The sequence below is a fragment of the Hydrogenimonas cancrithermarum genome (assembly GCF_030296055.1).
Taxonomy (GTDB): domain Bacteria; phylum Campylobacterota; class Campylobacteria; order Campylobacterales; family Hydrogenimonadaceae; genus Hydrogenimonas; species Hydrogenimonas cancrithermarum.
Genome location: NZ_AP027370.1, coordinates 2,260,284 through 2,275,956, shown reverse-complemented (window position 1 = coordinate 2,275,956; position 15,673 = coordinate 2,260,284). Strand labels below are relative to the sequence as shown.

General features: G+C 50.3%; 17 protein-coding genes. 3 read left to right on the top strand and 14 right to left on the bottom strand.

Annotated elements, in window-relative coordinates; translation table 11 throughout:
- The first annotated feature begins 142 nt into the window (after positions 1-142).
- On the top strand, positions 143-1,237 hold the full coding sequence (locus QUD54_RS11495; RefSeq protein ID WP_286336868.1) for a TRAP transporter substrate-binding protein: 1,095 nt from the start codon (positions 143-145) through the stop codon (positions 1,235-1,237).
- A gap of 43 nt (positions 1,238-1,280) precedes the next feature.
- Here the strand turns inward: QUD54_RS11495 and QUD54_RS11490 are convergent, their stop codons facing one another.
- The 6 genes from QUD54_RS11490 to queC form a co-directional block, all read right to left on the bottom strand.
- On the bottom strand, positions 1,281-2,156 hold the full coding sequence (locus tag QUD54_RS11490; RefSeq protein ID WP_286336867.1) for a transporter: 876 nt from the start codon (positions 2,154-2,156) through the stop codon (positions 1,281-1,283).
- A gap of 110 nt (positions 2,157-2,266) precedes the next feature.
- A complete protein-coding gene (locus QUD54_RS11485; protein ID WP_286336866.1) occupies positions 2,267-3,868 on the bottom strand; it encodes an MFS transporter in 1,602 nt (533 codons plus the stop codon).
- Positions 3,865-5,031 carry a Rossmann-fold NAD(P)-binding domain-containing protein gene (locus tag QUD54_RS11480; protein WP_286336865.1) on the bottom strand — a complete coding sequence of 389 codons (1,167 nt, stop codon included), beginning with the start codon at positions 5,029-5,031 and terminating at the stop codon, positions 3,865-3,867. Before QUD54_RS11480 ends, QUD54_RS11485 begins: the two co-directional genes overlap by 4 nt.
- Before the next feature lie 11 nt (positions 5,032-5,042).
- Positions 5,043-6,410 (bottom strand): NAD(P)/FAD-dependent oxidoreductase, encoded by a 1,368-nt coding sequence (locus QUD54_RS11475; protein WP_286336864.1) that lies wholly within the window; start codon positions 6,408-6,410, stop codon positions 5,043-5,045.
- A 523-nt stretch (positions 6,411-6,933) separates the two neighbouring features.
- Positions 6,934-7,818, bottom strand: a complete 885-nt coding sequence (locus QUD54_RS11470; RefSeq protein ID WP_286336863.1) for a VOC family protein — start codon at positions 7,816-7,818, stop codon at positions 6,934-6,936.
- Between the two features lie 336 nt (positions 7,819-8,154).
- Complete coding sequence (gene queC / locus QUD54_RS11465; protein ID WP_286338049.1) at positions 8,155-8,793, bottom strand: 7-cyano-7-deazaguanine synthase QueC; 639 nt, start codon at positions 8,791-8,793, stop codon at positions 8,155-8,157.
- 99 nt (positions 8,794-8,892) lie between these two features.
- On the opposite strand from queC, the gene ybeY reads away from it, so the two are divergent.
- Together ybeY and QUD54_RS11455 are read left to right on the top strand one after the other, a co-directional pair.
- Complete coding sequence (ybeY, locus tag QUD54_RS11460; RefSeq protein WP_286336862.1) at positions 8,893-9,318, top strand: rRNA maturation RNase YbeY; 426 nt, start codon at positions 8,893-8,895, stop codon at positions 9,316-9,318.
- Positions 9,318-10,250: a calcium/sodium antiporter gene (locus QUD54_RS11455; RefSeq protein ID WP_286336861.1), complete on the top strand. Its 933-nt coding sequence runs from the start codon at positions 9,318-9,320 to the stop codon at positions 10,248-10,250. The genes ybeY and QUD54_RS11455 overlap by 1 nt, the downstream gene beginning before the upstream one ends.
- Positions 10,251-10,328: 78 nt before the next feature.
- Here QUD54_RS11455 and mrdA read toward each other — a convergent pair whose 3' ends face one another.
- Genes mrdA through hisB form a run of 8 tightly spaced genes read right to left on the bottom strand, consistent with a single transcriptional unit; the run spans position 10,329 to position 15,672 of the window.
- On the bottom strand, positions 10,329-12,122 hold the full coding sequence (mrdA, locus tag QUD54_RS11450; protein WP_286336860.1) for a penicillin-binding protein 2: 1,794 nt from the start codon (positions 12,120-12,122) through the stop codon (positions 10,329-10,331).
- Positions 12,119-12,571 carry a hypothetical protein gene (locus QUD54_RS11445; RefSeq protein WP_286336859.1) on the bottom strand — a complete coding sequence of 151 codons (453 nt, stop codon included), beginning with the start codon at positions 12,569-12,571 and terminating at the stop codon, positions 12,119-12,121. The genes mrdA and QUD54_RS11445 overlap by 4 nt, the downstream gene beginning before the upstream one ends.
- Entirely contained in the window at positions 12,538-13,005 is a 468-nt protein-coding gene (locus QUD54_RS11440) for an N-acetyltransferase (protein WP_406600566.1), read from the bottom strand. Before QUD54_RS11440 ends, QUD54_RS11445 begins: the two co-directional genes overlap by 34 nt.
- Positions 12,996-13,613 carry a ribosome biogenesis GTP-binding protein YihA/YsxC gene (gene yihA / locus QUD54_RS11435; RefSeq protein ID WP_286336858.1) on the bottom strand — a complete coding sequence of 206 codons (618 nt, stop codon included), beginning with the start codon at positions 13,611-13,613 and terminating at the stop codon, positions 12,996-12,998. Before yihA ends, QUD54_RS11440 begins: the two co-directional genes overlap by 10 nt.
- The gene (gene lptA / locus QUD54_RS11430) at positions 13,594-14,085 is read right to left on the bottom strand and encodes a lipopolysaccharide transport periplasmic protein LptA (RefSeq protein WP_286336857.1); all 492 of its coding nucleotides are present in this window, start codon (positions 14,083-14,085) and stop codon (positions 13,594-13,596) included. The genes yihA and lptA overlap by 20 nt, the downstream gene beginning before the upstream one ends.
- On the bottom strand, positions 14,082-14,615 hold the full coding sequence (gene lptC / locus QUD54_RS11425) for an LPS export ABC transporter periplasmic protein LptC (RefSeq protein WP_286336856.1): 534 nt from the start codon (positions 14,613-14,615) through the stop codon (positions 14,082-14,084). Before lptC ends, lptA begins: the two co-directional genes overlap by 4 nt.
- Positions 14,606-15,100, bottom strand: a complete 495-nt coding sequence (locus tag QUD54_RS11420) for a KdsC family phosphatase (RefSeq protein WP_286336855.1) — start codon at positions 15,098-15,100, stop codon at positions 14,606-14,608. Before QUD54_RS11420 ends, lptC begins: the two co-directional genes overlap by 10 nt.
- Positions 15,097-15,672 (bottom strand): imidazoleglycerol-phosphate dehydratase HisB, encoded by a 576-nt coding sequence (hisB, locus tag QUD54_RS11415; RefSeq protein ID WP_286336854.1) that lies wholly within the window; start codon positions 15,670-15,672, stop codon positions 15,097-15,099. The genes QUD54_RS11420 and hisB overlap by 4 nt, the downstream gene beginning before the upstream one ends.
- Position 15,673 lies beyond the last annotated feature (1 nt).

Here is a 15,673-nt window from a genome sequence, read left to right as displayed (position 1 = left end):
GTGCGGCTGCTTGTCGTATCGCTTCGGCTCACTCCGTTCTATGTTTCTCCTTCAATCACTCTTATCGATAATTTTTGCTTCGGTCGGTATAATTTGAATATTTTATTTCCGTATTGATCGATTCTATTGAAAAAGGCAAACGATGAAACGAAGAGATTTTCTGAAATCGGCGGCGGTTGTGGGTGCGGCCGCCACTTTTTCGGGGTGTACTAGAGAACAGGTCGAAGGGAAAAAGAGTTTCAGCGTCAATCGGCAGCGCAGAGTGAAACTCAAAATCGCCACCAGCTGGCCGGCGAACTTCCCGATTATGGGGACGGGTGTCGACCGCTTCGCCGAGAAGGTCAAGGCGATGAGTGGCGGGAGTCTGGAGATCAAGGTCTATCCAAAAAACATTCTCGTTCCTGCACTCGCCGTTTTCGACGCGACAAGCAGCGGACAGATCGACGGTTTCCATTCGGGGCCATACTACTGGAAAGGGAAAAACCCGGCATTCGCACTCTTCAGCGGCCTGCCGCTCGGTATGGTGGCCAGTGAACTGAGTTGCTGGATGAACTACGGCGGCGGTTACGACCTATGGCGCGAACTCTACGCCAAATTCAACCTCTACCCCTTCATGGGCGGCAATACCGGTGTACAGATGGGCGGCTGGTTCAGAAAACCGATCGAATCGCTCGCCGACCTGAAGGGATTGAAGATGCGCATTCCCGGGCTTGGGGGCGAAGTGATGGCGAAGCTCGGCGTCAACCCCATCCTGCTCCCTGCCGGCGAAATCTACACCTCGCTCGAACGCGGCACGATCGACGCGACCGAGTGGGTCGGGCCGGCACTCGACATCCGCATGGGTTTCTACAAAGTCGCCCCCAACTACTACACGGGATGGCACGAACCGGGCTCCATCCTCGAACTCACGTTCAACAAGGCACGTTTCGAAAGCCTCAGCGACGAACACAAAGCGATCCTTCGCTACGCTTCCGAAGCGATGACAAACGAAATGTACCACGAATTTATGGACGAAAATGCCAAAGCCCTCAAAAAACTGAAGGAGCTCGGCGTACAGATACGCGATTTTCCCTCCGATATTATCGCAGCGGCGAAAAAAGCGGTGATGGAAGTGGTCGAAGAACAGAGTGCCCGAAGCGAAGATTTCAAACACGTCTACGCTTCGATGGAGAGTTACTACCGCCGCATCAAACCGTGGACCGACACCAGTGAAGCGAAGTATTTTTCCATCCGTTGAGCCGCTTTTTACGCTTGATCCTTAACTTAATTAAGTATGTATTTTATTTGGGAAACAAAAATGTAAAGACGATCCGTGCTCCCCATCCTTCGGCCCCTCCATCCGGGCTTTGGGCATAATACTTGACACCTCCCGCATAATTGACGAGCTGTCCGCCTATTTTATCGACTTTCGAGACCATCAGGAAAATCGGCACACTCCATTCATTCCCATTCGTGGCATTCCAGTTATAGGTGGTCTCCATCATTGTCGTCACGGTGATCGCTTCCGATGTCGTATAGGAGAAAAACGGCTGTACGAATGTCTGGCTTATATCGTTCAAGACATTCCCATTGTCGTCTTCGATATCCTCTCCGGCGATTGACCACAGATGGTTCGCCAGCACTCCGTAGGTCAAAGGGCCATCTTGTTTGAGCGCTACGGCTGTGGGACCCACTCCCCACTTTCTGGCGGAAATATTGTCGCTGTCCGTAGGAATCAGAAATACCGGGCCGATTCCCCATACCCATCCATTCTCGGTCGGGAGAGCCGGGGAGAGAAAAAGGCTTTGAACGATATCGCCTACTCCACTCTCAATGCCGTTTCCTGGAGGTGTATTATCCATTCGAACGATCGGAACGATCGTTCTGGAAATCAAATTCCAATCTTCGTTGAGCGATATAGGTACGACCGGCTGGATGTTCAATGTCCATTTATTGCTATCGTCGCCAGTTGAATGATAGTATCCTCTGTCATAATTGAGCTGAAATGGCAAGGATATCAAAGCTGCGATGGGATTTGCCAATTGTTTGGCAAGTTCTTCGGCACTTTTATCCTCCTCCAGGGCCTCTTCTTCGATTTCATCTTTCACTTCAGAAGTATATGCCGCGGCGATCGTTCCCACATCCATTGCCCAGATGAGCTGTGTTGACAGAAACATGGTAGCCATAAAAATTGTCTGTAATAAATTTTGCTGATTAATATTAGCTCCTTTAGTTAATTCTGTTTAAGTTCCGCTTTTCTTCACCCCACTAGATTGAAAATGGAGTTCTATGAACTATTCAAAATCGATTCGTCACGAACACCTCTTTGAAGCAACATATAGAAGAACGAGACCAGAAAGATCATGATGACAAGCGCATTCTCGGCGGCATATTTTCTCGCTTCGGTATTTATCAGCATCAACTCTTTTTTGTCCCGCTCGTCTTCGATGTGTTTATCTAACATTATTTTAAATGTTTTATCCGCACTGAACGGGATGGTATTGACTTCTACGATCAAATCCGCTGTCTTTTTGGAAATTTCGTTGTTGGAGCGGCCGGCATTTTTGATTGAAAGTGTGGTGGAGAGCATGAGTGTCGTGCCGAGCACAGCCACTCCGAGCGCTTCGCCAATCCCTCTAAAAGTCGCTTGAACGCCTCCCGACTGCATGGCACCTTGATGCGAAAGGGATTCGGTTACCATTAAAGACATCTGGGCAGAAATGATTCCCAACCCTACCCCGAAGATCGACATTCCTATCGGCATGAGAGTATTGATTCCCGCGTATTCCAAGCCGAAATACATCGATACAAGACCAACTATAAGTGCTATGAACCCAAGTGTATTGACGCTTTTCGCCGACATTCGAGAGAGCCATGCGGGTGCCCCCAAAGACCCTCCGATCATTCCTATCGAAAAAAAGAGTAGCATCCCGGCCGTTTTCAAAGCCGAAAACTCTCCGACAATCTGGATATAGGATATAACTATGAATGTAATGGTCACGAAAGCCATGAAGACAACTGCAGTAAACCCCAATCCCGAACGAACTTCTGCACTTTCGATAAACTCCAAAGGCAAGAGGCAATCGCCGCCTTTTTTGTCGACTTTCGACTCCCATTTCAAAAAAATATAAAAAATGAAAAATCCAAGCAATACCAGAATCGGTGAAGGGCTCAAACCCATGATGGCGGTTTCGTCGTTATGCGCAGACCAAATACCCCATTCACCGATCTTCATCAAGCCGATCATAAAAAGAAAAACCGAAGTACTCATCAAAAGCATGCCTACAAAATCGAATACGATCTTTTTGTCGGGCAGTGGAATGTCTTTGATAAAAAAACTGAAAGTGAACATTAAACCAAACATGACCATCATGAATCCGAAACCCAGTTTGAAACTATAATTATCGATAATGATCGCAAAAACAAAAGGACTGATCGCGGAACCTATCGCAACCGCAACCGCAACCAACGAAAAGGCTTGCACCCTATCTTTTCCATAATAGAGGCCCGGGATCATGCCCAAAACGGCAGGGATGATCATACTTCCCGCCAAACCCGCCAAAACCCTGCCTCCGAAAATCAGAATTTCGATACTGCCGGCAGTTGCGACGATGAGTTCGGCCAGAACATAAAGCCCTACTCCGATCTGGAACAGGCGTTTCCATCCGATCACCAGCCCCAGCATACCACCAGCGATCATCAAAGAACCGGCTACCATGGGATACATCGCCAACGAAAATTGAACTTGGTCAAGCGTCGTATTGAGTTCCGAAATGATATTTGCAGTGGAGATGGAGAGTCCGGTATTGTCGAATATGATCAAAATCTGAGCCATCAACAGTACACCCAAGGTGTACCATTTGTTCTCAAAGAGTTTTTGTAGTTTCATTTGTATTGTTTAGCGAAATTATCATAGGCTTCCTGAATCTCTTTGTAAGCCTCGAAAGCTTCTTCAGGATGAAAACTTTTATATTTCCAATCGATACCGAATATCTCCTCGACGAGCTCTACCGTTCTGTCTGTTGCAACCATCGTTCCGTCATCTCGAATCTCCTTGAAACCTTCAGCGATATTTCCATCGACATTGATCTCGACCAATTCCTCGAGGGTTTCTCCTTCCGAAACCACTATTTTGGCTCCGAAGGCTCCGACTCTCGTGGGATAACATCCCGGCTGCCCCTCAGGCGCTGGTACGTTCAAGATCTCGTTCGTATCATACAGAATCGCTTTGACGATTCTCGCTGCATGGGCCGCCGTCTGCTCCTGATCGTGTGACGAAGCATTGGGAGGCCAGGAAGACTCTTCCGGCATATAGGGGAAGACATCTTTTTCATAGTCGATACTGTCACTGATATCTTCTCCATCATAAATAGTCCTGATCTTGTATGGGATCCCCTGGGAGTCACCAAAAAACATGATGGGCATCACCAATGAATGGTGCCCTACCATATGTAGTTGAAGTTTTGTCTGGTCGAGGCCTTTGGTTCGCGCCAGAATACGCTTGATCCCCGGTTCCAACAGAGCGAAATCACCCAACCCGCATGTGGGTTCGAGTCCAAATTTGCTGAATGAAAGATGCAAAAAATCACATCCCGACCCATTGACGACTTTCGTCTCTATTCCACTCGCTTTGACCGCTTTCATCAAATTGAGCAGCAAGACCGTATGTCCAGGTGCCCATGGCCTCAGTCCGGTCCCGACCGGATTGGCATCGTAAATCTTTTTTGCAACGTCAACCGGCAAACCTTCACGTATTTTTTGAGCAGCCAGCAGTGTCGCCAAATGCAAGATGACATCCGGCTGTATCTCCTCAAGCTGTTCGGTGGTTTTCTCGAGATCCATCAGGTCCATTTTCACAGGAACAACGGTCGGATACGGATTATCCGGATTCATGTAGTATGCGGAATCCATGATCCCATTCGCTTTGTGCTTGATGAAGTCATACCCGCGCCGTCCAAGATAGAGTTCCACCTCCGGCAACTTCGCGATCAAATGTGCAGCAAAAACGCCTACGCCACCTACACCAGTAATAAGTACTTTTTTTCTTTTCATCAATCTCTCCTCTATTTTTCCATAGCATTCGCCGTCATACTCGCCGCCATCACGATAGGATAGCTCGTCGGTGCAGCAGTCAACATCGGATGGGTCGCCACCTGAATGGACATGACCTGGTAAATGGTCATGTTGTTCTCTATCATGAGGCCGATGATATTGATCATTTCACCTGCTTCGTTTCCACCGACAACCTGTCCTCCTATAATCTGCCCTCCATGCCGCATCGCGACGAGTTTAACGAATTGACTTTGAGCCCCCGGTATGGTCGAAGGGTGTCTATTCACGCCATTGAAGCTGCCCACGACGATCTCCCCACCGTTTCGCAATGCATCTTCTTCTGTGATCCCGGCAGAAGCGAATACCGTATCGCCAACGATGGTTGAAAAAATAGCGATGGTTCCGTTGAATTTTTTCATATATTTCAGACTGTACAGAGAGCTCCCTGCCACCCGTCCCTCTGCAGCGGAAGTGGATGCCAGCATCACTTTGGAAGGTTCTCTCGTAATAAACCCTCTTCTTGCACTGCAATCTCCAATGGCGAAAACGTCGCCATTCTTCGTTCTCATATACTCATCGACAACGACTCCGCCATAATCTCCCAAAGGCAGGCCGGCTTTTTCCGCCAGTTCCGTATTGGGTTTGTACCCCGTCGCCAATATCACCGCTTGCGTATCGATGATCGTACCACTTTCAAGCTGTACGGCGTCGACTATATTGTCTCCGTTTCGATCGAGAATGGCGGCAACACGATCTCCGCCGATAAAAGTGATGCCTTGAGAAGAGAGTATCTCCTCTGCCTGTGCAGCTATCTCCCGGTCGAAAATACCCTTGAATATATGAGGGCTCCCGCCCAGAAGCGTTACGTTTTTTCCACTCTCCCTAAGTTCCATCGCCATCTCGACACCGATAAAACCCGTACCGACAACCACAATATCGGTAACGGAGTCACAATATTTTTTCGCCTTGTCTATCAGTTCTTTGTTTTTGGGTACGGTAAAAACTCCATCGAGTGCGAGCGAAGGTTCCAACGATGCATGTACGAACGGTATCGAACCCGTTGCAAAAACCACTTTGTCGAAATCTATCCGATGGGTAGGGGTATAGGCAATCTTTCCATCGATGTCGACTTCTTCGACTTTGGCAACGAGGTTTTCGATACCCATTTCATCCGCTTTGCCACAAGAGGCGATATTTTTTTCACTACTTCCGAGTGTCGGTCCAAAAACATATGGAATGGCACAGGGAACCATCTGCACCTCCATCTCACGAACAACCAGTATCTTCTTCTCCGGATAGTTCATTTTTGCAGTCACCGCACATACCCCTCCTGCAGGTCCTCCGCCAATGATCAAAACATCACATATCATTCTCTCCATTTCAATCCTTTCATTTATGGAAACTCTACGTTGACGACTCTCTCTACCTCTTCGGTAATCGGTTTTCGTTGAATACCCATTATATCCAATCAATGAAATTCGGCAAAATGGAACAATTTATATGACGAAAAATACACATCATGGCCAAGGAGGGTTGAGTCACCGGGCTGCGGAAGCCGCGATCCACTTTGGAATTTTATGGAAACCCTGACTCCAAGAATTCGTCAACCTTATCGCATCCTCGCCGGGCCACCCGAAGGTCTCATGGTCGGCCGTGCAGGTGGGCGTCCTATGGATGGGCGTATCGACGGTTTCGTAATAGGATGCTCCGGCTTGGGCCTTCCCGGCCTATTCGGCGGGCGGTAATAGGGCGGGCGATAATACCATCCACTGCCCCCATAGCTGCCATATCCACCATACACACCATACCCTACCGACGAATAATGGTGCCCCGTACACCCCGATAGAAATCCCAATCCTCCCAATACGATGGCGATGCGGACAATGCTTTCGATATTCCACTTCATTCCATATCCCCCTCTTTCCATCGCTGTACGATCAATAATGCACCCGATGGATCGGCAATCAGAGCCACATCGCCATTCATTAACGTAGCTTGCGGCTTCATGAGAACACGGCCACCCAGCTCGGGAGTTTTGGCGACGATGGCCTCGGGGTCGGAGACACGAACGACGGGTACCCATTGAACGTCGAACGCATCCTCTTCGACATATCTGATACCGGCACGCCACACACCTTTCTGTTTGAGAATCAGATAATCCTTTTCGGTGTCGGCTTCCTTGTCATACCCACCCAACGCACGATAGAAGCTGTAGCTTTGTGATGGGGAATTGCTCCAAAGCTCATTCCAGAGCCAGTCACCTATTTTCGGTGTCGTATCCAAAGGGTCTCCGCTTTTTGAATGTAGCAATACAACAAACGCCCCATACGGATCTCTTACGAGTGCTCCTCGGCCTCTTTTTTTCATATCCATAGGGCCTTTCAGCACTTTTCCTTTCTTTCGAACCAGATACTCGGCCGCTTCGTCGACATCTGCAACGGAGATGGATGGCAACCATATAGCCGTGACTTTTTCACCGCGTGGCGATGCGATATTTACCATACCACCGATACGCTCACCGTGATTCATAACCAACACATAATTGTCTCGCTTTTGAAACGACCATCCAAAGAGCCCGGCATAGAAAGTCTGTGCCGATGCCACGTCATTGGTCAATAGGTCATGCCATACGAACTTACCCTGGTAATGTTTATGCGTATCCTCTTTTGTGATTGCAGGCAGGACCTTTTCCCCCTCCGAAGACGAAGGTGGGGAGGGTTGCAAACACCCTGAAAGTGAAAATGCAACAACGAGCATCCCTATATATTTTCCGATCTTTCCACGCATCAATCGTTTTCTCCTTCTACTTTCTACTTTACAATTCCTTTTTGCCGATAGAAAATCCATTCACATCGACATCGAAACGGATATAACGGCCTTTTCTTCCATCCCATCACTGTACTGTTTATATGAATTTCTCACGAACATTCACCATTTTACATTAAGAACCTTTATAATAACCAAACAGAAAGAGATGATCCGGTTTCAATGATTTACCGAAAGAGGAGAGAGGTGGTACATACAACTTGCAAGAATGGAGCTTCCCTTCAAACAACGAAGAGAAGTTTTTGGCAATATCTCAATTATCGCGTCGCAAAAGACCAAAGGGTCCTGAATTTTCACTCACGGCCGTATCTTGTAGGCAATCGGATCTTCGATACCGGCTTTTTCAAATCCTTTGAGACGCAAGCGGCAGCTGTCGCAGACACCGCACGCCTCATCCTCGTTCTGGTAACAGCTCCAGGTCAGCTCCAGCGGCACACCGTATTCTAGAGCCGTTTTGACGATATCCTCTTTTTTCAGATGGACCAGAGGCGTTTTGATGACGAGGTTCGTCTCCTCTTTGGTCCCGAGATTGATGGCTTTTTGCATCGCGGCGATGAAATCCTCCCGACAGTCCGGATAGCCGCTGCTGTCCTCCTCGACGACACCGATATAGAGCGCTTCGGCTCTCTCTTTTTCCGCCACTGCGGCCGCGATGCTCAAAAAAATCCCGTTTCTAAACGGCACATAGGTCACGGGAACACCCTCTTCGATCCCTCCGGTAGGAACATCGATACTGGCGTCCGTCAGTGCCGAAGCACCGATCTGCTCAAAAAACGGCAGATCGATCACATATCGGTTCGCAACGGCAAGGGCATCGCAGATGGCATCGAACGCTTCATGCTCGCGACGCTGAGTCCGCTGCCGATAATCAAAATGGAGCGCAACGATTTCATACCCCTCCGACTTGGCGATATAGGCTGCCGTCGTCGAATCCATTCCCCCGCTGAGAATCACTACCGCTTTTTTCAAAAAAAACCTTTTATAAAGAATGTCTTGAAGTGGGAATTTTATCCAAATTTCGCTAAAATCGCCCCCATGATAGAGATTGCCAACGAAACCGACTACCAACCCAACGTCAACCTGCTCGAAACGATTGCAGCGGAGCTTACCGACCGAGACATCGAGCTCATTTTTACCGACAATGCGACCATACAGGAGATGAACCGCGAACACCGCGGCATCGATGCACCGACGGACGTGCTCAGCTTTCCGTTGAAAAAGGTGCCGTTCGCGCCGCTGGGTGAGATCGTCATCAGTGTCGACTATGCGAAGAACAAAGCGAGCGAATACAAAAACTCCCTCGATGATGAAATCGCACTTCTGTTCATTCACGGCCTTTTGCACCTACTCGGCTACGATCACGAAACGGACCAAGGTGAAATGCGAAAAAAAGAGGAAGAGCTGATCCGTCACTTCGGCCTTCCAGGGAGCCTCATCGTTCGAACGGAAGGAGACGACTGATGGATTTCATCATCTTCGTCATCAGTATGGGTGCGCTCATCTTGGGTGCCGAATTCATCATCAAAGAGTCCGAACGCATCGCGTTCCACTACAACATCAGCGAGTTCATCATCGGTGCGACGCTCATCGCCCTGGGAACCAGTCTTCCGGAGATGGCGGCGAGTGTCGCGGCGAGTATCAAAGGCCAGAGCGACATGGCCGTCGCCAACGTTCTGGGTTCGAACATCATGAATATCTCGCTCGTACTGGGTCTCGTCTTTTTGATCGCTTCACGCATCACACCCGGCCGAGACCTCTTCTTCAAAGACAGCGCATGGCTTCTTTTTCCGGTCATCATCTTCCCTCTGATGATCATCGACGGATCACTTTCACGTCTCGACGGCTTTCTGCTCTTTGCGATGATGGGGGCCTATCTCCTTTTCCTTATGCAGTCCAGCAGGGAAGAGCAGCTCGCGGAAGTCGATGAAGAGCTCAAAAAAGAGCCCTTCAACTGGCAAAAAACGCTCGCTCTTCTCGGTATCGGATTCATCCTTGTCGTCGTCGGTGCCGACTACGCTATCGACAGTGCCGCGAACATCGCGCGGACCTTTGGCATCAGCGAGTGGATCATCGGCCTTCTGCTCATCGCGTTCGGTACCAGTCTGCCCGAACTCGTCGTCAGCATCAAAGCGGCACGCCAGGGAAAAGCCGATATGAGCATCGGCAACATCATCGGCTCCAACATGGCCAACACTTCCGTGGTGCTTGGCTCCGCGGCGATGACGAGGCCGCTTACGATCGACCTGGCATCGAGCTCGTTCGACATCTTTTTGATGATCGGCGTCACTCTGATGCTGGTCTTCATCACCGCCAACAAACTCTACGCCAAAGCCTCCGGCGTCATGCTCCTTATCGTGCTCGCCATTTTCCTGCAACACGCTTTGATTCATTGACCGGCGTTACGCACCATATACCACCATCTGTCGAACGAGAACGCATGCAAGCAAAGCGGAGGGCTTCGGGCGTAGCCGTTACCTGATGTACCCGTGGTCGACAAGCCAGTTGTAAATCTCCTTGACCATCGGTCCGGCGGCGGAACCGCCGTGGCCGCCGTGTTCGACGAGGATTGTGACGATATACTGCGGGTTCTTGTATGGGGCATAGGTCGTCAGCCATGCGTGTGAACGGTGGTAGTAGGCGAGTTCGTCCTCTTTCATCCGCTTCTTCTCTTCTTGCGGGATACCGATGACCTGTGCCGTTCCCGTCTTTCCTGCCACTTTCACTTTCGTTCCGCGCATCGCCCAGTAGGCCGTTCCTTTGGGGTGGTTGCACACTTCGTACATCGCACGCCGCACCAGCGGAAGGGCCCGTTTTTCGCGAAGGCTCAAAACATCTTCCAGCACCGGTTCGAGTTTTTTGCCCGCCAGCGATTCGGCCAGGGAGGGACGTGGCAATTTTCCTGTCGCCAAAAGGGCCGTATAACGTGCAATCTGCATCGGCGTCACCAGCATATACCCTTGGCCGATCGCGGCGTTGAGCGTTTCTCCCTGGTACCAGGGCTGGCCATATTTGTTCATCTTCCACGGCTTGTCGGGTACGGCTCCGATAAACTCGTTGGGAAGGTCGATACCCGTCTTTTGCCCAAGCCCCATCTTTCTGAGCTCCTGCGCGATCTTGTCGATACCCGTCAGGAGGCTTCCTTTGTAGAAATAGACATCGCAACTCTCACGGATGGCTTTGATCATATCGGTCTTTTCATGTCCTTCGCTTTTCCAGCACCGGAACTTGTGTTTGCCGAGTTCGATGGCGCCATTGCAGTAGAAATTCGTATAGGGCGACACCTTCTTCGAGTCGACGAAAGCAAGGGCCACCCCGGGTTTGATGACCGATCCCGGCGGATAGAGGCCGTGAATCAGTTTGTTCGTGAAGGGATGGTTCAGGTTTTCGATGATCCGCTTCCACTCGGCACGGCTGATGCCGCTGACAAACTCGTTTGGGTCGTAAGCCGGGTAGCTGCCGGCACTCAAAATCGCCCCGTCTTTGCGCATGACGATGACGGCACCCGATTTGTGTCCCTTGTCGAACATCTTCGAGATAAACGCCTGGAGGTCCATATCCAGATGGAGAGTAATGTCTCGATCCTCTTTGGGCGGCACCGTTTCGATAACTCCGATCTGCTTGTTGAAAGCACTCACTTTCACATGTTTGTACCCCGGTTCTCCCTCCAAAAATCGGTTGTAGTACTTTTCGAGTCCGCTCTTGCCGGCAATCATCGTCAGCTTTACCACGTCGTCGTTCGCCATATCCTTTTCGTTCGCCTTGCCGACATAGCCGATGACATGCGCCGTCATAGATCCGTAGGGATAGTAGCGTTTGGTCGTCGGCTCGATTTTGATATGGGGTTTTCGGGAAAGCTCCGTAAAGTGTGGAAGCACTTTTTCGTAGGGGAGAAAACGGACCATCACGATCGGGTCGTGCCGGTAGGGAGAATCGAGCCGTTTGTAGCGCTTCAGCAGCTTGGTCGTATTGACATCGGGAAAGTCTCTTTGAATATGTACGAGTGCTTTTTCAAGTTCCGGCAAACGCTTTTTCGAACTCAGGTGTGGATCGATCAAAATTTTAAATCCGATCTTGTTGATCGCCAAAGGCTTCCCGGAACGGTCGAGTATCTCCCCACGTACAGGAAGAATCCACTCCTTTTTAATGATATTCTGCGTCGCCAGTGTCTCATAGTAGGCATTGGACTTGATCGTCAGCTGATAGATGCGAACGAGCAGAATCGTCCAAACGACAAGAAAAACCGTGATGACCAGTTTGATTCTCAAAACAGAAGCACTCCCAATATATCGACCAAAAGATAGTAGAGCAAAATAAGATCACCATCGACAAGTTTCAGATGCATCAAAGCGCCGTATCCATACAAAAAGGCGAGATAGAGCAGATCGAAAAATATGACACTGATGACACGTATCATCGAAGGCATATGCAGAAGCTGCGTGATTTTCGGATCGAATATCGTAAAGGTGACGAGCATGACGGTCCAGGTACCGTAAAACGGCAAGCCCCAAACCGATTCCAGTACGAGGGTATAGAGCATCCAGGCACCTGCCTGCACAAAATCGTGCCGGTAAACCGCTTCCCTCCATTTGACATAGGCGATGCCGAGCAGCGGTGGCAGCAGCGGATAGATCGCCTCCATCGAAGGATAGAGAAGGATCAAACCCAGCAGAAGCAGCGGCGTCAGAGTTTTTTTATCAGCGATATTTCGTTGCACACCGGAAAATATTTGCATTTGATGCAGTCCGCCCAGATTTTATGTTCGGGAATCGTCTCTTTGGGAATCTCGCTAAAGCCGAGACGCTCGAAAAAAGATCCCATGTAGGTAAGTGCGAGCACCTCCTGAAGGCGGAGTTTTCGCCCCTCCTCCACCGCCAATTCGACCAGGCGGCTGCCGACCTTTCTGTGACGGTGCCCCTCTTTGACGATGAGGCTGCGTATCTCGCCAAGGCGCATCGAGTGGATATGAAGTGCCACATACCCGATAATCTCCCCCGTTTCCGCCTCTTTCGCTACCGTGTAGGAGCGTATGTTCGTCGCCAGCTCGTCGTCGCTTCGGGGCAGGATCACCCCCTCTTCCACCTCTTTCTTGACGATTGCCTGCATCTCGGGGATATCGGGCAGAATCGGTTTTTCGAACTTCACGGGCACGGCTGCCCCTTGATGACGATATCGAAAATCAGATGCTCCAACTTCTCGATGCCGCGCTTCTTCAGGTTCGAAACCAGAAGTGCCCCCGGATGCTCTTTGAGTATTTTGGAGAGATCTTTCTGTTTGAGCTTGTCCGATTTCGTGAAAACTTCGATATAGCACTGGTCGGGGCCGATAAACTCTTCAATATAGCGTTTGACATCGTCGTCGATCGGCTCGTTGGGATGGCGTGCATCGCGCAGATGGACGAAAAGGCGGATCGTCCTTCGGTTTTTGATGAATTCGTTGAGGCTTTTCTGCCACTCGTACTTCATACTCTTAGAAACTTTGGCGTATCCGAATCCCGGCAGGTCCACAAAATGGAGATTGTATTTTTCATCCGCTTCGTCATCTTTGTAGACCACTTCGAAGTAGTTGATGAGACGGGTCTTTCCAGGAGTCGAAGAGCTTTTGGCGAGGCTCTTGCGATGGGTGAGGGAGTTTAGAAGCGAACTCTTTCCTACATTGCTACGGCCAAGAAAGACCACTTCGCCAATCCCTTCGGCAGGCGCCTCATCGATCTTGCTTGCACTCGTGAGGAAGGAGGCATCAACGATCCTTGCTGGCATTCTTGTCCTCCACTTTGAAAATGAATTTTACCGGTTTGTCCTCTTTCCCTTCGACATGGGCTTTCCCGCTGATCTTCTCGACGACAACCTTTTCACCCATCAGCGTACGATCGAGCCTGGGTTCTTTCAACACCACATTGCCGAAGAGTTCATAAATCTCTTTGCCAGGGCGGTAGAGAAGTCTGTCGGCCCGGCCGACATAGGTCTGGTTGTTGTCCATATGAATGACGAACGACGTATTTCCAACCGCTTCATACCGCATAGGTTTGCGTGCCTTGTCGAAATAGACGAAGACTTTCGATGCGTTCAGCTCGTCCGGCCCTTTTTTCATATGGACATGCCCGATAAATTTCGTCAGCCGCTCCGTTTCGCTCGCTTCGAAACGGTCCGCTGTAATCTCGACCTGTTCCGATGCCGCGTAGATTGCCACTGCCGACAGACAGAACAGCGTTAGACTCCATAGCTTTTTCAATTTATTCTATCCTCTTCGTTGATAATCGCACGGATCGATTCCGCACTGATTTTACCACTTTTTTGCTCATACACCATACTCTTTCCCTCGACGACACTCTTGCCGTAGCGCGCTGTAAAGGGAAGTCCCTTCGTCGTATAGACTTTTTTCTTCAGATCGTAATAGATCCTGTCGGTCGTGATCTCCCACCCGTCGCTTCTGGCCAGATGGACACGCTCTTTGAGTTCGATGCCCTCTCGGTCATACAAAAAAGCTTCTTTCGCCTTGACGGACTCGACACCTTTGGGGGTCAGGCGTTTCATCTCCGGAAGCTCCACATGCATATAGTCCGCAAACTTCAGGGCACGCTCGCCATGCATTAGCGCTTCGACCCCATTGGGGGTGATCTCGTAACTTTGGAAATCGATAAAGGCGACCTGCGGGACACCCTTCTTCTTCACCACGTCCACTTTGTGCGGTTTGAGCCAGAAAATCGCGCCTGCCATCAGCAAAAAGAGGAGGCCGAAAAAGTGTTTGACGTTCAGGTCCACCGCGACAGATACTCCTCTTCAAGTCCCTCCTGACGGATCAGAAGGTCGATCATCTCCCGGACGGCGCCATCCCCTCCCTTTTGGCTCAATACGACATCGGCGATCGCAGTGACATGATGCATCGCATCGGCAGGGACGAACGACCGTCCACACGCCTCGAGCATTCGGTAATCGTTCAAATCGTCGCCTATGACAGCCACTTCATCAAGCGTCATGCCGAGTTCGTCGCAAAGCTCCTGCAGCATCGCCAATTTGTCTTTGACACCCTGGTAGAAGTGGACAATGCCGAGCTCCTTCGCACGCCGTTCCACGATCTTGGAACGACGGCCGGTAATGATGGCGGCATGCCGTCCCAGCGCCATCCAGTTGACGATGGCGAAACCGTCTTTGACGTTGAACGCCTTGATCTCGTCCCCCTCGTCGGTATAGATGATTTTACCGTCGGTGAGACATCCGTCGACATCGAGAACCAGAAGCCTGATCACAGTACGCCCTTTGTACTCGGAACCCCCGCTTTCGGATTGGGCGCGAGTGCACGCCGAAGTGCGACGGCATACGCTTTGAACGCCGCTTCGACGATATGGTGTCGATTCTTTCCGCGAAGCATGGAAAGGTGGACCGTCAATCCCGCATTGAATGTCAGCGCTTTGAAGAACTCTTCCGCAAGCTCCACGTCGAACTGCCCCACTTTTCCTTCGACGTCGATCTCATAGACCAGGTAGGGACGGTTGCTCAGATCCATCGCACATTCGACTGCCGCCTCGTCCATCACGATGATGGTATTGGCGAAACGTTCCACCCCCTGCAGCGGATAGATCGCCTCGCGCAGCGCCTGCCCGAGCACGATACCGACATCCTCCACACTGTGGTGATCGTCCACATGAATGTCCCCTTCGCACGCTACCTCCAGATCGAAAAGAGCATGCTTCGAAAAGCTCTCGAGCATATGGTCGAAAAATCCGACACCCGTCGATATTTTCGATTCGCCGCAACCGTCCACATCCAGTTTCAGTACGATCTTCGTCTCTTTCGTTACACGTCTTTTTTCAACACTCACC